17 protein-coding genes are annotated in these 15,926 nt (G+C 57.4%); 8 read left to right on the top strand and 9 right to left on the bottom strand.

The features are described from left to right. Positions 1-54: 54 nt before the first annotated feature. Together CD351_RS08395 and CD351_RS08400 are read left to right on the top strand one after the other, a co-directional pair. Entirely contained in the window at positions 55-327 is a 273-nt protein-coding gene (locus tag CD351_RS08395; protein WP_111992227.1) for a hypothetical protein, read from the top strand. Beyond that, a complete protein-coding gene (locus tag CD351_RS08400) occupies positions 324-788 on the top strand; it encodes a hypothetical protein (RefSeq protein WP_111992229.1) in 465 nt (154 codons plus the stop codon). The genes CD351_RS08395 and CD351_RS08400 overlap by 4 nt, the downstream gene beginning before the upstream one ends. A gap of 12 nt (positions 789-800) precedes the next feature. Here the strand turns inward: CD351_RS08400 and CD351_RS08405 are convergent, their stop codons facing one another. Further along, positions 801-1,565 carry a hypothetical protein gene (locus CD351_RS08405; protein WP_162627666.1) on the bottom strand — a complete coding sequence of 255 codons (765 nt, stop codon included), beginning with the start codon at positions 1,563-1,565 and terminating at the stop codon, positions 801-803. A 138-nt stretch (positions 1,566-1,703) separates the two neighbouring features. On the opposite strand from CD351_RS08405, the gene CD351_RS08410 reads away from it, so the two are divergent. The 5 genes from CD351_RS08410 (at position 1,704) to CD351_RS16095 (ending at position 4,666) form a co-directional block, all read left to right on the top strand. Then, positions 1,704-1,934: a hypothetical protein gene (locus CD351_RS08410; RefSeq protein WP_111992233.1), complete on the top strand. Its 231-nt coding sequence runs from the start codon at positions 1,704-1,706 to the stop codon at positions 1,932-1,934. A gap of 190 nt (positions 1,935-2,124) precedes the next feature. Then, positions 2,125-2,550 (top strand): hypothetical protein, encoded by a 426-nt coding sequence (locus CD351_RS08415; RefSeq protein ID WP_111992235.1) that lies wholly within the window; start codon positions 2,125-2,127, stop codon positions 2,548-2,550. A 225-nt stretch (positions 2,551-2,775) separates the two neighbouring features. Beyond that, positions 2,776-3,615: a hypothetical protein gene (locus tag CD351_RS08420; RefSeq protein WP_234027080.1), complete on the top strand. Its 840-nt coding sequence runs from the start codon at positions 2,776-2,778 to the stop codon at positions 3,613-3,615. A gap of 20 nt (positions 3,616-3,635) precedes the next feature. Continuing rightward, positions 3,636-4,364, top strand: a complete 729-nt coding sequence (istB, locus tag CD351_RS08425; protein WP_111992238.1) for an IS21-like element helper ATPase IstB — start codon at positions 3,636-3,638, stop codon at positions 4,362-4,364. 92 nt (positions 4,365-4,456) lie between these two features. Continuing rightward, a complete protein-coding gene (locus CD351_RS16095; protein ID WP_111992240.1) occupies positions 4,457-4,666 on the top strand; it encodes a MarR family transcriptional regulator in 210 nt (69 codons plus the stop codon). On the opposite strand, the gene CD351_RS08435 is transcribed toward CD351_RS16095, so the two are convergent. Continuing rightward, positions 4,635-4,742 (bottom strand): SDR family oxidoreductase, encoded by a 108-nt coding sequence (locus CD351_RS08435; protein ID WP_111992242.1) that lies wholly within the window; start codon positions 4,740-4,742, stop codon positions 4,635-4,637. The genes CD351_RS16095 and CD351_RS08435 overlap by 32 nt on opposite strands. Positions 4,743-4,753: 11 nt before the next feature. Between CD351_RS08435 and CD351_RS15875 the strand changes: the two genes are divergently transcribed. Beyond that, complete coding sequence (locus tag CD351_RS15875; RefSeq protein WP_199797868.1) at positions 4,754-5,095, top strand: TonB-dependent receptor plug domain-containing protein; 342 nt, start codon at positions 4,754-4,756, stop codon at positions 5,093-5,095. Here CD351_RS15875 and CD351_RS08445 read toward each other — a convergent pair. The 7 genes from CD351_RS08445 to CD351_RS08475 all read right to left on the bottom strand — a co-directional run bounded on the left by CD351_RS08445 (position 5,048) and on the right by CD351_RS08475 (position 15,894). Further along, positions 5,048-6,379: a PepSY domain-containing protein gene (locus CD351_RS08445; protein WP_111992244.1), complete on the bottom strand. Its 1,332-nt coding sequence runs from the start codon at positions 6,377-6,379 to the stop codon at positions 5,048-5,050. The genes CD351_RS15875 and CD351_RS08445 overlap by 48 nt on opposite strands. Before the next feature lie 10 nt (positions 6,380-6,389). Further along, positions 6,390-8,591, bottom strand: a complete 2,202-nt coding sequence (locus CD351_RS08450; protein ID WP_111992246.1) for a TonB-dependent siderophore receptor — start codon at positions 8,589-8,591, stop codon at positions 6,390-6,392. Between the two features lie 793 nt (positions 8,592-9,384). Continuing rightward, positions 9,385-11,586, bottom strand: a complete 2,202-nt coding sequence (locus CD351_RS08455; RefSeq protein WP_111992247.1) for a xanthine dehydrogenase family protein molybdopterin-binding subunit — start codon at positions 11,584-11,586, stop codon at positions 9,385-9,387. After that, positions 11,583-12,569, bottom strand: a complete 987-nt coding sequence (locus tag CD351_RS08460; protein WP_111992249.1) for a xanthine dehydrogenase family protein subunit M — start codon at positions 12,567-12,569, stop codon at positions 11,583-11,585. Before CD351_RS08460 ends, CD351_RS08455 begins: the two co-directional genes overlap by 4 nt. Further along, a complete protein-coding gene (locus tag CD351_RS08465; RefSeq protein WP_111992250.1) occupies positions 12,566-13,075 on the bottom strand; it encodes a 2Fe-2S iron-sulfur cluster-binding protein in 510 nt (169 codons plus the stop codon). Before CD351_RS08465 ends, CD351_RS08460 begins: the two co-directional genes overlap by 4 nt. A gap of 303 nt (positions 13,076-13,378) precedes the next feature. Next, entirely contained in the window at positions 13,379-14,062 is a 684-nt protein-coding gene (locus CD351_RS08470) for a hypothetical protein (protein WP_234027081.1), read from the bottom strand. Between the two features lie 65 nt (positions 14,063-14,127). Further along, the gene (locus CD351_RS08475) at positions 14,128-15,894 is read right to left on the bottom strand and encodes a SulP family inorganic anion transporter (protein ID WP_111993670.1); all 1,767 of its coding nucleotides are present in this window, start codon (positions 15,892-15,894) and stop codon (positions 14,128-14,130) included. Positions 15,895-15,926: the final 32 nt, after the last annotated feature.

The raw sequence follows: 15,926 nt of genomic DNA on the forward strand, positions 1-15,926 counted from the left end.
GTCTCGGATGTTACTACGGCCCGGCTTGAAAGCTGGTCAGGGAGTAACGACGACATGCGGATCAAGATGAGCGGCCAGTACCGCCCGCATGAATTTCAGGACGCGGTCGACTGCATCGTGCAGGCTCTGGTCGCGAACGGCATGAACGAGATTCGCAGTGCCAACCTGTATATCAACGCCTTTCACAACGATCGCCAACTTGAGTTCGCCGATCAGGAAACCGGCGCGCCTTTCAAGCTTCTGAAGTTCGAAGGCAGAGATCAGCGGCAGTTCAAGACATTCTCTCCGCGGGTGCAGCCCATCGCGGATGAAGGAGACGCCCAATGAGGGGGGCTTTCGCCATTGGCTCGGTGGTTCTCGTCGCGGCATGCGGCCCTACCGACAGCGACTATGAGGCCGCTATCGAACGGCGGTGGCCTGTCGAGCAGCAAGCGCAGTTGGAACGGGCTGCATTCCTTCAGCGTCATGCAGAAAGTTTCGAGCGGAGTGCAGAGCGATCGGCAGGCATTGCTCGTCGCTTGGGGACGGATAATGAGTTGGCTGATGGTGCGCGCGAAACAGCGCAGAATGCGCGCTTTGAGCAGGAAGAGGCAGAGTATATTGCGGGTTCAAAGTTCATTTCAGCTCGCGACATAAGCTGCGCACCCGCATCGCCAATGCCAGGCGAAAACTGCGAAGCGACGGTCACAATCGAAGGTAGCGACGGCGAACGCCACGACATGCCAGGAGCTTGGCGCTTTGACCAACTCGACGGCCGGATTGAGGTGGTCGGGACGATGGAAAGGTAGTCCTGTTCTGGACTACCCTTTGAAACCCCTCGCACCGATATCCCGCCACTTCACGACGGTGCCTTCTTCTTCCTTACGAAGCTCTTCAACCCTTGGCAGCTCTCTTCGCCAAGACCTGAAACGATGCTTGACCAAATTGCCCTTTGGGCGTTCGCGGACCCAGGCAATTTCGTCGATGGCGTCGAACAGCTCTTCCTGACAAGGGATTGACCCGTGAAAGATGAAATCAGGGATCATCTCTCGATAGAATTCGCATATCCTGTTCCGACGGTCCTCATCGATGAGAAACTCTGCTTCGCCGATCATCAGAATGATTGCCTGAAGTGTGTCAAACGTCGGAAAACCTCTCAGCTGATCGAACTTCTTCGTAAGTGTCCAATCGTCTTCGTTTTGTGATCTGGCCCTGCCAAAGCCTCCTCCGATCACGATGGTGCTCGTTTCTACGCTGAGTTTTTTGATCGCTTCGAGAAACTGCGATCGCTTGATGCTCTCGCCTTTCAAAACGCGCCAGATCGGGCTGGTCCGAACTTCGCGGGCTCTTGGATATAGCTTTTCGACTTTTGCGGGAAAGCCGCGAGGTTTTGAGAAGTCTGGAACCCGTTCGCCTTTGGCATAGCGGTAGCACTTCCGTTCCTGATCGGGATCGCGGAGGATCTTGTGAGCGAAAGCGTAGGGGCTGCATTCCGCGTCCGACAGAGCTGTGTGGAACCATACCATGCCCAGAATGGAGTATTTCTTGGGGCGACCGGGGCCTCTCGCGCGTGGGTCGGGCAACATTGATCTGCGTCAGCTTTACTGTCCAGAAAAGGCGTCTTTTCGGGCAGTAGTGCTAGTCTGTCAGATGTGCCAGCAGTTTGAGAATCGTACTGCGAGCAACATGGCATTACTGGCCGCAACAAGTCTGAGGGATCGAGAATGGAACCGAGCAGCGCACAGCAGCTCATCAGAGATCACGGCCCACTTTTGAGCGGAGAAGATCTTTGGAGAACTCTGGGCTTCCGCAACGCGAACGCGTTTCGGCAAGCAAAACTTCGTGGTCAGCTAGGAGTAAAGGTGTTCCAGGTCGAACACCGGCGCGGAACCTACGCCTTCACCAAAGACGTGGCCGAATGGCTTACCAAGCTAGAAAAGGAGACGAGAGCATGAGGTAACCCCAAGCGATATTCTCGGGAAAAGCAAAGGCCCCACCGCGATGGTGAGGCCTCTGTGCGATTGATCGCGTAGCAACGTCAATTTGCTCCCAAAATTTCGAAAATGCAACCTCCGAGTTCGGAGAAAGATTCTGCGCGCCGACAGCCGGCGCAACGGGAGACAAAAAATGCACCCATATCGTGCAATGCTTTATCAAGTCCTTGAAGGTCGTCTATCGGCCAATGCAATCGCCGCCCAACGCAACATGTCCCACCATACCGTCCGACGGGCGATGGCGATCATCGATAAAAAATCGATCAACCGCGGGATGATCGAAAGTTGGGATGATCATCAATTGATGCAGGAGTTCGGCTCCACACGAAGTGCTCATCTTTTCTTCGAAGAACCTGACTGGGACGCTGAAGTGGCATATTTGCGACAAGGTTTCAGCCGTATCGAGGCGCACAATCGCTACGTCGAAAACGCCGAACCTGGCCGGGCAATGACGTACCGAACCTACTGCAAACGAATCAAAGATCATATTGCGACGCTCGACCCCGTGATGAGTCTCGATCATCCGCCTGCGTATGCGATGCAGACTGACTTTGCTGGTTATGAACCTCAGGCTTGAGATCTCGAGCCTGCCAACATCGTCAAATTCCAACTTTTCGTTGCCACATTACCTTTCTCGCGGCTGATCCACGCATCAATTACGCGGTCGCAGAAGGTCCGCGAGCATATTGTCGCCAACGTCGATGCGATTGAGTATTTTGGTGGCACAACGATCGTCATCACGCCGGACAATTTGAAATCTGCGATCGTCTCTCGCCCTCGATTCGGCCCGCCCCGGGTGCAGGTGGATTACCAAGCTTTTGCCGACCATTACGGTATGGGAGTTGTTCCGGCTCGCGTTAGGAAAGCGCAAGATAAATCTGCGGTCGAAAATTCTGTGAAGCTGATACAACGCAGCCTACGCCTCAGGTTTGTAAACCGACCTTTGTCTTCTCTTCCCGAACTTAGGCAAGCGCTCACCGAGATTGTCGAAAATTGGAATTCGCGCATTCTACGGCGGGCTAATGGCCACAGTCGCCGTTCGCTCTTCGAGGCCGAAGAGAAATCCCATCTGCGACCACTACCTGCAGACCGTTTTGTGCCTGCCGAAATGAGGGGCGAAGCACTAGTTGGTCGAGATTATCATGTGAACTGGAAGGGCTGCTACTATTCGGTTCCTCATCAGCACATCGGTAGAAAAGTCTCGCTGCGGGCAAGCGAAAAGACGGTTGAGATATCTTTGAACGGCCGTGAAGTCGCGGTGCACCCAAGGTTGTACCAAGTTGGCAAGCGCCACACGGACCCTCAACACAGGCCGATCGCTCATGCAGCGCGGGCTGAGGCCGATCTCGAGAAATGGGCACAATCCTACGATATTGCCGTCCGCCAACTTGCCGCTGTCGAAATGGCAAAAGACGTGACCTCGCAGCAACGATCCCGACGCACCGCTTGGATCAAGGACCTGCCGCGCATCCATTCCCGGGGAAGGTTTGAGCTGGCGTGTGTCAGAGCCGTCTGTTCCAATGATCTGCGTTTTGAACACGTTCAGAACGTACTTGAACGCGGGATCGAGTCCTCTCCGATCGGATCCCGGACCTCCGGCAAATTCTCTCCAGACAAGAACGTCAGGGGTAATGATTACTAGAGCGGACAGGGAGATGCGGCATGAGCTTGGAATCAGTCCGCCAGTCGCTTCGTGAACTGCGCCTCGACGGCATGTATGCAGCTCTCGATCAGCAAAGCACCTCGACGGCCTATGCGGAGATGGCGTTTGTCGATCGGCTCGAGCATCTTGCGATTAGTGAGAAGCTCGAGAGGCAAACGCGAACCCGCCAAAGGCTCTTTCGCCAAGCGAAATTCAAGCACAAGTCTGCCGACCCGGCAGACATCCAGTTTGGTGGTGAGAGGGCGCTCGACAAATCACAGATTGCAGAATTGCTCATGTGTGACTGGTTCGAGCATACCGACAACCTGTTGATTTCGGGAGCGACCGGGACCGGGAAAACTTGGCTGGCATGTTGTTTTGGCGTGGCGGCGGTCAACAAAGGACTGTCGGTAAAGTACTTCCGAACAAACCCTCTGCTCGAAGAGATGCGTTTGTCCCATCACGATGGTTCAATCGCGAAACTCCGAGCGTCGCTAGTCAGGGTGTCGCTGTTGATCTTGGATGATTTTGGTATCGCACCCATCAATGAAGATGCGAAAGAAGATCTGCTTGAGCTCTTGGATGGCAGAAGCGACAACGGATCGACCTTGATTGTTGGTCAGCTCGATCCTTCCGAATGGCACAACTACCTAGATTCTCCGCACTTGGCGGATGCTATCGTAGACCGACTGACGCAGAGATCGCACAAGCTGGCGCTTCGAGGGCCATCCCTGCGAGCACGTCGGTAATTGAAATTTTGGCGGACTCAACTTCGGGTCCGCCATTATTTTCGCTCTAGACTCGTGCTGGCACAGGGCTCCAATGCCGGCACGGCGCTAAGATGCATTTGCCAGGCAGGTCGTCATGCAGCGACGAGTCTAATTGGAGGCCACCTCTAGCTTCGCCGACTAAACTGGCTCATTCGGTGTTGTTGACGTCTGGAGCCATGACCGCCGCACTTAACCGACTGCAGAAAAAAGGGCTCATACGACGTATCCGCTCTGGCGAAGATAGGCGCCCTATGCGCTGTACCCTCCATCGACTGCGATGATCTGACCATTCATGTAGCTTGACTCATCGCTTGCCAAGAAAGCGGCGAGCGCGGCGACCTCTCCCGGCTGTCCCATACGAGACGTTGATGATCCTACGTGATGGCGTTCCGATAAGCCGCGCAGCGGGCAATACCGAGTTCCAGGAAGTCGATCCCCTGACCATTCGCTATATCGAGGTTTTCAAGGGTGCTAACGGCCTTCGCTACGGCTCGACGCAGCTCGGCGGTGCGGTGAACGTGGTAAACCGACTGTCCGGTTTTCAGCTACGCTCCCTTGAAAGCCGTCTTTTTCCAGGTCAGGTGATTTTCGCTCATTTTAGCATCTATTCTGCTGGGATGAGTTTTGATGCAGTTGCAGACCGATCATCAGGCTCATGCTCATTAGGTGGGGCGCAGTGCTCGTACGAGCATCGCCGTCCATATGAGTAGGATCGTGGCGGTCAGCGCGACCCATGCACCCACCACAGCCCACACACCAAACGGTGCCATCGGCCATTGCTGCGCACCATCGATAATCGGACCGTAGTCTTTGATCTCATGTATCCCATGCCAGGCAGACACGCCGAGAATAGCATATGTTAGTCCTACCGCAGCGAGGGTGCCAGTCCATTGCGCACGCCCCCATCGGTCGCGCCGAAGTCGTTTGACGTGCAGCCACGTGCCAGTCAGCGCAAGGCCCGACAGGCCGAGACCGAAGATCACCCAGATCAGCTTGGTCCATAGTCCGCCGAAATCTCCGAAATGCAGTGGATCGGCCATGTCCGAGAAATACCAGTAAGCCGAGAGATCGGTCGCTTCTTGACTGAAAACGACTCCGCCGGTTGCCGGGTCGAGATACATCTTATTGGCCCGGTCACGGACCAGAATGTCTCCATCCTGCCCCTCGACGTAAAAGTATCCTTCGCTGTTCGGCCGTATCGACTTGATCCGCAAACCAGGTCTTTCCGACTGCACCCGCTCAACCAGCGTCTTGAGAGGCAACGCTTCCTCGGCGCTGATGAGCGCAGGAAGCCGATGTACCGATCCTTCAAACGTATCTGTGTGAGCTGCTATCCCGTCAGCCAGCCTCAGACGGCTGTGCTCATAGAGATACCACGTTCCGGTTATGCCGATGACTAGCAGGAACCACAGGCTCCATAGGCCGCACACTTTGTGTGCGCTGCTCCAGAACGCTTTCGCGCCGCTTCCGATTTTCAATTCGAAGAAACGACGCCACCAGCGTTTGTAGAAAAACAGGCTCGTAACGAGCGAAGCCAGCATCAAGACGCCGACCAATCCGACGATGTAGTAGCCAAGTCCGTCTTCCTGCACGAAGCTGAAAGGTCCGAACAGGTTCATGTGGAAGCTGCGAAAGAAGCGCTGGATGGTGAAGTAGGACGTGCTCCCCAACACCTTAGCAGAATAGGGATCGACATAGACCCGCCGCCGCTGGTCAAGAGGCGTATCGATGTATACCTCGCTCGCGAAATTGGCGTAAAGCGGCTCCCTGACAGTCGAAACTGTTGATCCAGGAAACGCTTCTTCTACGGCATCGTAGATTTCGTGATATTCGGCACGGTTATCCTGCTCCGTCACGCGCAGGTCCGGGTTTGCCAGCCAGTCGAGTTCGCCACTGATCGTGGCCATGGTGCCGGACCAGCAGATGACGAAAAGCAGCAAGCCCGACATCACGCCGAGCCAGCTGTGCAAGTCGAACCAGCGGCGGTTGGTCATCGCGAGCCTATCAGAACCGGTGCGTCACGTTAAATTGAACCAGACGCCTGTCCCCGGGGATGATGCCATTTTCCGGTCTGCTGCGCCCCTGCGTCTGCTCGTAGTAGATTTCGTCGAATAGGTTTTCCACGAACAGATCGAAATCGGTCTGACTATTCAGAGTGTAGCGCAGCCCGAAATCGACCCGCGTGAAGGCAGGGAGCTCGAAATTGTTTTCTGCATTGCCTTCCCGGTCGCCGACATGGATGACGCCTGTGCGGACGGCCAGATCTGGCAGGCCAAGATCGGCAAGCCGGTAGTTGGCAAAGGCGCTGAGCTGGTAATTTGGCACGCCGAAAAATTCGTTGTCCTCCACCGCCGCGTCTTCGGTGCGAACGTTTTTACTTTCCTGCAACGCCACACCGGCGCTGACATCAAGCGTGTTCGTTACTGCACCGACGAATTCGGACTCAAAGCCACGAATTCGCACCTCGCCAAACAGGATCTGGAACATATTGGTCTCATCGTTCGGATCGACAGCTGCAATATTATTTTGGGTGATTTGGTAGACTGTGTTGGTCCACAGCACGCGGTCGCTAAACAATTCAGCCTTGAGACCGACTTCGTAACTAATATTGTGTAGCGCTTCGATTGGCTCAAGATCGGCGGTCGTACCGCTCTGAGGTGTATATGAGTCAGAATAGCCCGCGAAAGCTGTCAGGCGGTCCGTGAGGTCATATGATCCGGCGACGCGGAAGGAAATTTCTTCGCTGACGTTCGGGCTTGGCGTTCCAACCCCATCAGTTGTGTCGAAGCGTGTGAAGAAGTCCGCTTGATCGTGTCGCAGCCCCGCAACGATTCGAAGTCGGTCACCAAAATTGCCCGACCATTGTGCGAAAAAGCTTTCAACGTCTTGGCTGTTGGTGAAGGACAAGTTGTTGTTCCGCCCGTCAAAGGTGAGTTCCTGATCGTTGTCGGGATTGAAGATGTCGAGCGTATTGGTGATGATGCGTCGTCCCACGCCTCCATTCCCACGAAAATCCGCCGCGAAGATTGCGTCGGATCGCTGATAGCCGAGGCGAATTTTGTGTTCAGTTATCCCAATCTCAAACTCCCCGCGCATTACAGCGGAGATGTTATCGATAGTCCTCTTGGTTTCCTCGTCTCTGGATCCACCATAAGGAACCGGTGCGGTTGAGCCATTATAGGTCAGGCCATCAGCATCGTAGAGATCTCGTATACGCGCGAATTGCGCCTGGAATTCGAAGCCGTCTTCCACGATCCGTTGATAAGCGAGGTCGATACCGAAATTCGCGCCTAAGTCTTGCGACAAACGAATGTCAAAGCGATCAACATGTGACTCCTGCACATTCGCGCTTTGCATCTGGCTAAAGGTCCGCGGCGCGAAATTGTCCTCACCCGTTAAGAATTCTGCACCTTCAATATAGAAGATACCGCGATCTAGAGGTTCATCGCTGTAGGTGTGCTGGTATTCAATCAGCAGATTACCGTCCGGGGCGTAGTCCCATGCGATCGATGGCGCTATCGTCCAGCGCGGCGTCTCGTCCGGCCGACCGTCACGCCATTCGGCGCGCTCACTATATGCTCCGATGACTCGGTAGCGAAGCGAGCCGTCATGGTTGATCGGGCCTGTGACATCGCTTCCGATACGTCGATAACCGAAATCACCAACGCCTGCGAACGCCTCGGCGGAGAACTCTCGTTCCGGTTTGAGCGTCACGAAATTCAGGATGCCGCCAGCGTCGGCCACGCCGAATTCGGCTCCAGCCGGCCCCTTAACGATTTCGACGCGGGCGATATTGTCGAGCGATGGCGTCTGAGAAATCGACCTGAATTGGCGCAGTCCATTGAAATAGGTGGCAGTGTTCTCAAACCCACGCACGAGAAAGGTAGTGCTGGTTCCGCCGCTGAAACCACCTGTGATCACGCCGGGCACATAGGTCAGCACGTCTTCGACATCGTAGGCGCGCACGTCTTCCAGAAAATCTTCGGTGATTACGTTCACCGTTGCAGGCACTTCGGCCAGCGGGATGTCAAAGCCGAGCGCGTCGGTGTCCTCCTCGCGATAAAGATACTCTCGCTCACCTGTGACGACGATAGCGTCATCATCTGCTACCGCATCGCTTGCCTCCGAAACCACTTGCGCACTGGCAGCGGTTGTGAACGAGAGAGCTAGGCTGGCTGATCCAAGCAGCAGAACGAATTTCTTCATGTAGACGACTCACTTTCCAAGAGAGTCCGTTACTAGATAGCTGATAACGATTTGCAATAGCAATTTATCGAGAATCTTCGTTCGCTTGATAATTATCGCGGGAAACGTCCCCAGTGTGAGGAACCAATACTCGACCCCCCCGCGCAGCGACGCTGGCCATTCTCAATCGGCTGCGAATGTCCGCTTTTCGGCATCGGCGCCTTTGGATTGGCCGACCGCATCTGGGGTCGTTTTCAGAATGTCGGCGTTATGTGCTGCCGAAGCCAGAAGCAGACAGTCCGCCATCGGCCCAACTTCTGCAATCTCGGCGACACTCAGTCGACTTCTGGTGGCTTGCAGAAACAGGTGGCCGCGCAGTCGAAACGATCCGACGCAAAATCAAGTCGTAGGGGGTATCAGCGGGGGTATTCGCAAAGGGTTGAGAAAAAAATGAAAACTATTTCAGCACATTACTAGTTCATGGTATGTCCCTCCTCCGCTACCAATCTCACTGGTAAGCGAATGTGTAGCTGGCTTGACTACACACTTCGGGCACACTGGAAGCCTTGCGCCTCTTTTCCGGACATGGTCATTCATCTCGATCTCATCTGAAAAACAGACCTTTTTCAGACCATTTCGATCGCGGTGAGTGAGGATAAGGTTCAGTGCATCGGACTGAGGCACCAGAGATAAGGGCCTTGGTCTCTCCAAGCGCCGATTGTTTTCAAAGAGCTGGTCACCCAGACGCAAAGCGAGACTGGCGAATTGATCGAAGCATCTGAAGTGAAACCATAGGAAAATTGCGTAGCCCAGATCAACGATTCGACTTTGCGGGCATCGCTCGAATGACACGATCAGGCGTCATTGGGAAATCGAACAATCGCGCCCCACATGCATTATAGATCGCGTTTGCGATTGCCGCTGCGCCGCCGCACATGCCGAGTTCGCCGATCCCCTTGGCCTGGATCGGGCTGGCTGCCCCGTCGCGTTCCTCGATCAGCACAACTTCGAGGTCGGGAACGTCACGGTTTACCGGAACATGATATTCGGCCAGGTCGCAATTGGCGAGGTGTCCGTCGCGCGGATCAAATTCCAGTGCCTCGGTCAGCGCTACGCCTATGCTCCATGTGATGCCGCCAATGCATTGCGAGCGTGCGGTCATGGGGTTGAGCACCCGCCCGAAACCGAAGGCGCCAACCATTCGGTCGACGCGGGTTTCGCCAGTGAAATGGTTGACCCGGACTTCGGCGAAAAATGCACCAAAGCCGGAGGCGGTGTAGTCATCCTTGATCGCGCCGGGCTCGTAATGGCCCTCCCTTGCGAGTTCTTCGCCATCGAGCAGCGTCGAGAGGCTTTCTCCCGTGCTTGCCTTGCCATTGGTGAGCGCGAGCGTGCCCTCGTCGATAGCGAGGCGCTTGGCGAGTTCTTCGCGGATTGCCCGGCATGCGACGTAGACCGCAGAGCCCGCAGATGGTGCGCCCCAACTGCCTCCTGAGCCGGGGCCGCGTGGATAGTCGGTGTCGCCAAGCTCTACCAAGACCTGTTCGGGATTCAGGCCGAGCATCTCGCCCGCCAGCTGTGCGAGGATTGTGTATGTGCCAGTGCCGATGTCGGTCATGTCGGTTTCGACCAGCGCGGTTCCGTCTGGCTTCAACGTGACACGTGCCTTCGCTTCGGAGATGTTGTGCACGCGGGCAGCGCTTGCCATGCCGGTGCCGATCCACCATTCGCCCTCGCGCCGCAGTCGTGGCCTGCGCGCGCCTGCCTCCCATCCAAAGGCCTCGGCCCCCTTTTTGAGGCAATCCGCGAGCGTGTGCGAGGAAAAGGGAAGGCCCTCTTCGGGATCTTTGTCAGGAATGTTTTTCAGGCGCAGTTCGACGGGGTCGATCCCAACCTTCTCGGCCAGCATGTCCATTGCAACTTCGAGCGTGGGCATGCCCACAGCCTCGCCCGGAGCGCGCACCGAGCCCGCAGTCATGCGATGGATGCGCGCGGCATCGAGCCTGAGAGTGCGGTTCTCGCCTGCATAGAGGAAATGCGAGGACTGTAGCACCGGCTCGACAAAATCCTCGCCGGGCAGATTGCTGACAAGCGCCTCGTGCCCAAAGCCAGTGAGTTGACCGTCGGCATCGGCAGCAAGGCGCAAGCGCTGCGTCGTCTCGGAACGTCGCATGACGCACTGGAACACCTGCTGGCGGGTCATCACGACGCGCACGGGCCGGCCCAGTTCCATCGCGGCGATTGCGGCCGCGACGGTTTCCTGACTGACGCCGAGTTTCGACCCGAACCCGCCTCCGACAAATCGCGAAACTATGCGTACGTTGTCTTCATCAAGGTCAAGCGCGTCGGCCAGTTCGCTAATGTTGTAATTGAGCATCTGCAGCGATGCGTGGACAGTCAGATCAGTGCCATCCCACTGCGCGATCGCTGCGTGCGGTTCCATAGCCGCAGAGGCGTGGCCCTTCGTCGTGAATGTCGCATCAACCGTGTGGTCGGCTTCGGACATTGCATGGGCAAGGTCGCCCTGCGTCACGGTCTCGCCCTCCTGCTCCTCCCGTTCGACAGAATGCGGATCGAGTGGTGCGCCCTCTTCGTTGCGATATTCCACTGTTACCTGGGCCGCTGCATCGCGTGCCTGTTCGAAAGTCTCAGCAATCACCAGTGCTACAGGCTGGCCCCAGTAACAAACCTGTGTTGGCTTTTGACGAGGCGCCTCGCCAGCAGTGCCTTGCGCGGCGCGAGTGGCAAGTCGGCTGTCTTCGATCACCGATATTACACCGGGCATTGTGAGTGCCGCTTCTTTATCGATAGCGAGCACTTCGCCGCGCGTGATAGTGGCGGTGACCAAGACGCCTTCAACACATCCTTCGATCGGATATTCGGCGGCATAGGGCGCAGTTCCCGTGACCTTGGCCAGACCCTCGACACGCGGATGCGCCTTTCCGAGTACGCCTTGGCACATGTCGTCCAGACGGTTCGAATTTTCGGGTTCGTCCTGTTTGAGATGAGCGCTCATGCCGCCTCCTCCACCGCCTGCGAAAGCACCGCGTGGAGCGTGCGCCTCGCGAGCGGAATCTTGAAATCGTTGTCGCCGTGACCCTGCGCGTTTTCGAGCAGAATGTCGGCGGCTAAGTCGAAGAGCTCGTCCGACGGTGCTTGACCGATGAGCGCCTCGGCGATGCGTGGATCGTGCCACGGCTTATGCGCAAGACCGCCAAAAGCAAGGTCTGCGCGGGTGAAGCAGCCTCCCTCAATCTTGATCAGCGCGGCGATCGAGACCAGCGCAAAGGCATAGGAAGACCGCTCGCGCACCTTGCGGTAAAGCTGCGTCCCGCCGACCGCCGGTGGCAGAGTGACGGCGGTGATGACCTCGCCTGCCTCCAGCACATTGTCGCGCCAGGGGGTCTCGCCCGGCAGGCAATGGAAGTCGCGCACTGGCACTGTGCGATTGGAGCCATCTGGCGAGTATATCTCTACCAGCGCGTCAAGCGCACTCAGCGCGACGGCCATGTCACCTGGATAAGTCGCGATGCATTGATCGCTTGCACCCAGTACGGCGTGGAGCTTGGCTACACCGCCGATGGCGCCGCAGCCGCTGCCGGGATCGCGCTTGTTGCAGGGTTGGTCGGGTTTGGTGAAGTAGGTGCAGCGCGTGCGCTGACACAGATTGCCACCGTTCGTCGCCTTGTTGCGCAATTGCTGGGTAGCCCCTGCGAGGATCGCGCGCGCCAAGACGGGGTAATCCGAACGAACGCGCGGGTGGACCGCAGTCTCGGTATTGGTCGACAGCGCACCGAGCCTGAGGCCGCCATCACCGGTCTCTTCGATCTCTCTGAGGCCGATCGAATTGATGTCGGCAAGTGTGCCGGGCGTCTCAACCTGAAGCTTCATCAAGTCGATGAGGTTGGTTCCGCCTGCGATCAGCATCGTGCTGGCGTCGCTAGCCAGCTGTGTCGCGTCGGACAGGGCGCGGGCTTTGGAGTATTGGAACGGCCTCATGTGCGGTGCTCCCGTGCGACTTCACGAATAGCGGCGAGGATATTAGCATAGGCTCCGCAACGGCACAGGTTCCCGCTCATACGTTCGCGGATTTCGTCGTCGGTGGCGGTGATTCTATCTTCAAGCGAGCCGCTGGCGTCGCTGGGCCAGTCATTGGCGATCTCGTCGAGCAAGGCTGTCGCTGAACAAATCTGTCCCGGTGTGCAGTAACCGCACTGGAAAGCGTCATGCGCGACGAAGGCACGTTGCAACGCACTGGGCGCGTCGGATGTCCCCAATCCCTCGATGGTTGTGACGGCATCGCCTTCGTGCATCGCGGCAAGGCTGAGGCAAGAATTGATCCGCACCCCGTTAACTAAAACTGTGCAAGCCCCGCATTGACCGTGGTCGCAGCCTTTCTTGGTGCCGGTAAGGCCGACATGTTCGCGCAGGAAATCGAGAAGAGTGGTCCGTGGGTCCTCTGGGATGGGAAACTCGGCGGAATTTACGGATATGGTGGCGGGCATGCGTCCTCCTTGCCTATCTCAACCAAGCAGATCGAAAAAGGTTCACCCCCTTGCAAAATTGGCTGCGCATCTGAGCTCTATGAGGTCCATCGGGGGGTGCAGCAGATCGGGAAGTGATCTGCTGACGTAAGAGACGCGATAAACTGGCTATCAGGACGCTCGGCGAAGAAACCGAGAGTTGCGAGGATAAGTCATATGCCTTGAAAAGAGGTCGGCGCCGTCACTGCCAATCTCGCTTCCGTGAGCAAACAGCGCAGCAAACTCTCTCGGTCAGAGCGCGTTGGGATGGAAACAATCCTCCGACTACATGCTGTGGTAGACGAGAGCGGAGAGGGCGATCCACGCGGTGAACATGATCGAATACGTCCAGCGTCGCGGCCAGAGCCATATCACCACATAGGTCGCCGCCCCGGTGCCGGCCAGCGCGATCATGGCGGAGCGCGCCGCGAAAACCGCCTCGCCAGTGAGTGAGGATTGAATCGCGATGCTCGCCCACCGCGCTGGTAGAAGAGCGAGGAGCCAACTCGGAAGCAACCCTGGCTCAGCTACGGCGGTGAGCACGATGGCGGCTTCGCCTGCCACGATCGCGAGGGCAACCAGCCAACCCTTGTTCGCAGCAGAGAGGGCAAACAACGCGCCGCGCGCAGCAAAGCTGAAACTGGCGACGAGAATGGTGATAGCAATCGAAAGGGGGCTCGTCATAGCCGGTATGCCCAGCGCGTTTGCGGTCAGGAGCAGGCTCAAGCCTGTCAGCAGGGCGAGCACCCAACCGACCCAGAAACGTGTGGCAGTCGCTGCGCCGATCATGCCTGAGCCCATCAGACCTACTGCAAGTATTGGCGCGAAGGCGAGGGCCAACGTTGTTTGCGTGCCGGTTTCAAGGACTAGCAGCATCGCCAGAACGGGAGTGATTACGCCGGTGAATGCGGTGCAGGCCCACGCAAGCGATGGCAGGACCGGGGGACGAGCGATAGCAGCGGCCTTCATCGGGCCGACACTGGTTCACCTGCCTTGGATTGTCGAGCGGTAAAGATGCAGAAAACCGCCACTCCTCAGATCAGACCGCGCGCCAGATAGTGATCAACCGGTGCAGGGGGCTCGCCTGTATCAAGCGACACTTCGGCGAAAGCCTTGTCCTGCGAGAGGAAAACTTTCCCATTCAATTCCTCTATGAAGCGCGTGCGTTTCAGTCGATCCATGACCGGGCCTTTTACTTCGGAAAGGTGAAGTCCGATGCCGCCATCGCCAAGCCTGTGGTTGATCGCCTCAAGACTTTCGAGGCCAGATGCATCGACCTCGTTGACGGCGCTGCACATCAGGATGACATGGCGAACGGCGGGCCGGTCAGCGACTTCCTCAAGCACATATTCCTCAAGCCATCGCGCGTTGAGATAGGTCAGCGCCTCGTCGATGCGGATCGAAAGGACATGCGGGACGGTGAAAACCTTGTGCCGGGCGATATTGCGGAAGTGCTCCGTCTCCGGGACTCGCCCGACGATTGCAGCGTGGGGTCGACTGGCGCGCCATAGATAGAGGACAAGGCCGACGCCGACACCCGCAATCACGCCCATCTCGACCCCTGCGAGCAGGGTGATTGCGATGGTCACGGCATGCGCGATGAAGTCGGTCTTGGAATAGCGCCAAAGCTGGCCGGGCGTCTTGAGGTCGACGAGGCTCAGGACGGCCACGATGATTGTTGCGGCCAAGGTTGCAATCGGAAGATTGAAAAGGAGCGGTGTCAGGAACAGCGTCGCCAGCGCGATCCCGGCGGCTGTGAATGCTCCGGCAGCCGGTGTCTGCGCGCCTGCGTCAAAGTTCACTGCGGAACGGGCAAAGCCGCCGGTGACCGGATATCCGCCGGAAAGGGCGCTTGCGATATTGGCTGATCCCAGCCCTATGAGTTCCTGATCGGGGGAGATGCGCTGACGCCGCTTGGCGGCAAGGGTCTGCGCAACCGAAACACTTTCGACGAAGCCAATTACCGAAATCAGGAGGGCCGGGACCCACAGTTTTTCGATAAGGGCGATGTCGGTACCGCGGATGGCAAAGGGCGGCAGGCCTTGCGGAATGGGACCGACTAGGCTGACATTTCGTTCGCCCAGCTCGAGTGCGATCACGGCGAGTATCGAGAGCGCGACCGCGAGGATCGGGCTCGCTTTTGTGACGAGATCAGCCGACCGTTGACGCACGCCCATGACCTGCAGGGCAGGCGATCCTCCCTTTCGGACCCAAAATAGAAAAAGGGTCGCAGGGATGCCGACGGCGAGCGTCCAGCCATTGGTATCGCCAATCGCCAAAGCCAGCGACCCTAGCATTGCCGGCCAGTTATCGCCCCCTGCGTCGACCCCGAGGATGTGCTTGATCTGGCTCGTCGCGATAAGGATGCCCGAAGCGGTAATAAACCCGCTGATGACCGGGTGCGACAGCAAATTAGCAAGAAACCCGGCGCGAAGCAGCCCAAGAATGGCGAGCATGACGCCGGACAACATCGCCAGCGTAATCGCCGCCTCGAGATATTCGGCAGTCCCCTGCGCCGCGACCGATCCCGCTGCACTCGCGGTCATCAGCGAAATGACAGCTACCGGCCCGACGGCCAGCGTTCGGCTCGTTCCAAACAGCGCGTAAAGCATGAGCGGGAGGATGGAGGCATACAGCCCGACAACCGGGGGAAGTCCGGCAAGCAAGGCATAAGCTAGGCTTTGGGGTATCAGCATGATGGTCACGATCACCGCTGCCATCAGGTCATCGGCCAGGATCGATCGATTGTAATCCCGACCCCACTCAAGGATCGGAAGATAGCGCGACAATTTCGTTCGCATGCTGTCTTGTTCGCGCGGCTTAATCATGGGTT

The sequence above is a fragment of the Erythrobacter sp. KY5 genome, from assembly GCF_003264115.1.
Taxonomy (GTDB): Bacteria; Pseudomonadota; Alphaproteobacteria; order Sphingomonadales; family Sphingomonadaceae; genus Erythrobacter.

Bases quoted from the DNA above. Each gene is read 5' to 3' on its own strand.
- CD351_RS08395 (WP_111992227.1), top strand. From the start codon at position 55: ATGCGGATCAAGATGAGCGGCCAGTACCGCCCGCATGAATTTCAGGAC.
- CD351_RS08445 (WP_111992244.1), bottom strand. From the start codon at position 6,379: ATGACCAACCGCCGCTGGTTCGACTTGCACAGCTGGCTCGGCGTGATG.
- CD351_RS08465 (WP_111992250.1), bottom strand. From the start codon at position 13,075: ATGCCCGCCACCATATCCGTAAATTCCGCCGAGTTTCCCATCCCAGAG.
- CD351_RS08410 (WP_111992233.1), top strand. From the start codon at position 1,704: ATGGAACCGAGCAGCGCACAGCAGCTCATCAGAGATCACGGCCCACTT.
- CD351_RS08415 (WP_111992235.1), top strand. From the start codon at position 2,125: ATGCTTTATCAAGTCCTTGAAGGTCGTCTATCGGCCAATGCAATCGCC.
- istB (WP_111992238.1), top strand. From the start codon at position 3,636: ATGAGCTTGGAATCAGTCCGCCAGTCGCTTCGTGAACTGCGCCTCGAC.
- CD351_RS08450 (WP_111992246.1), bottom strand. From the start codon at position 8,591: ATGAAGAAATTCGTTCTGCTGCTTGGATCAGCCAGCCTAGCTCTCTCG.
- CD351_RS08475 (WP_111993670.1), bottom strand. From the start codon at position 15,894: ATGCGAACGAAATTGTCGCGCTATCTTCCGATCCTTGAGTGGGGTCGG.
- CD351_RS08470 (WP_234027081.1), bottom strand. From the start codon at position 14,062: ATGAAGGCCGCTGCTATCGCTCGTCCCCCGGTCCTGCCATCGCTTGCG.
- CD351_RS08435 (WP_111992242.1), bottom strand. From the start codon at position 4,742: ATGGGACAGCCGGGAGAGGTCGCCGCGCTCGCCGCTTTCTTGGCAAGC.
- CD351_RS08405 (WP_162627666.1), bottom strand. From the start codon at position 1,565: ATGTTGCCCGACCCACGCGCGAGAGGCCCCGGTCGCCCCAAGAAATAC.
- CD351_RS16095 (WP_111992240.1), top strand. From the start codon at position 4,457: ATGCATTTGCCAGGCAGGTCGTCATGCAGCGACGAGTCTAATTGGAGG.
- CD351_RS08455 (WP_111992247.1), bottom strand. From the start codon at position 11,586: ATGAGCGCTCATCTCAAACAGGACGAACCCGAAAATTCGAACCGTCTG.
- CD351_RS15875 (WP_199797868.1), top strand. From the start codon at position 4,754: ATGATCCTACGTGATGGCGTTCCGATAAGCCGCGCAGCGGGCAATACC.
- CD351_RS08460 (WP_111992249.1), bottom strand. From the start codon at position 12,569: ATGAGGCCGTTCCAATACTCCAAAGCCCGCGCCCTGTCCGACGCGACA.
- CD351_RS08400 (WP_111992229.1), top strand. From the start codon at position 324: ATGAGGGGGGCTTTCGCCATTGGCTCGGTGGTTCTCGTCGCGGCATGC.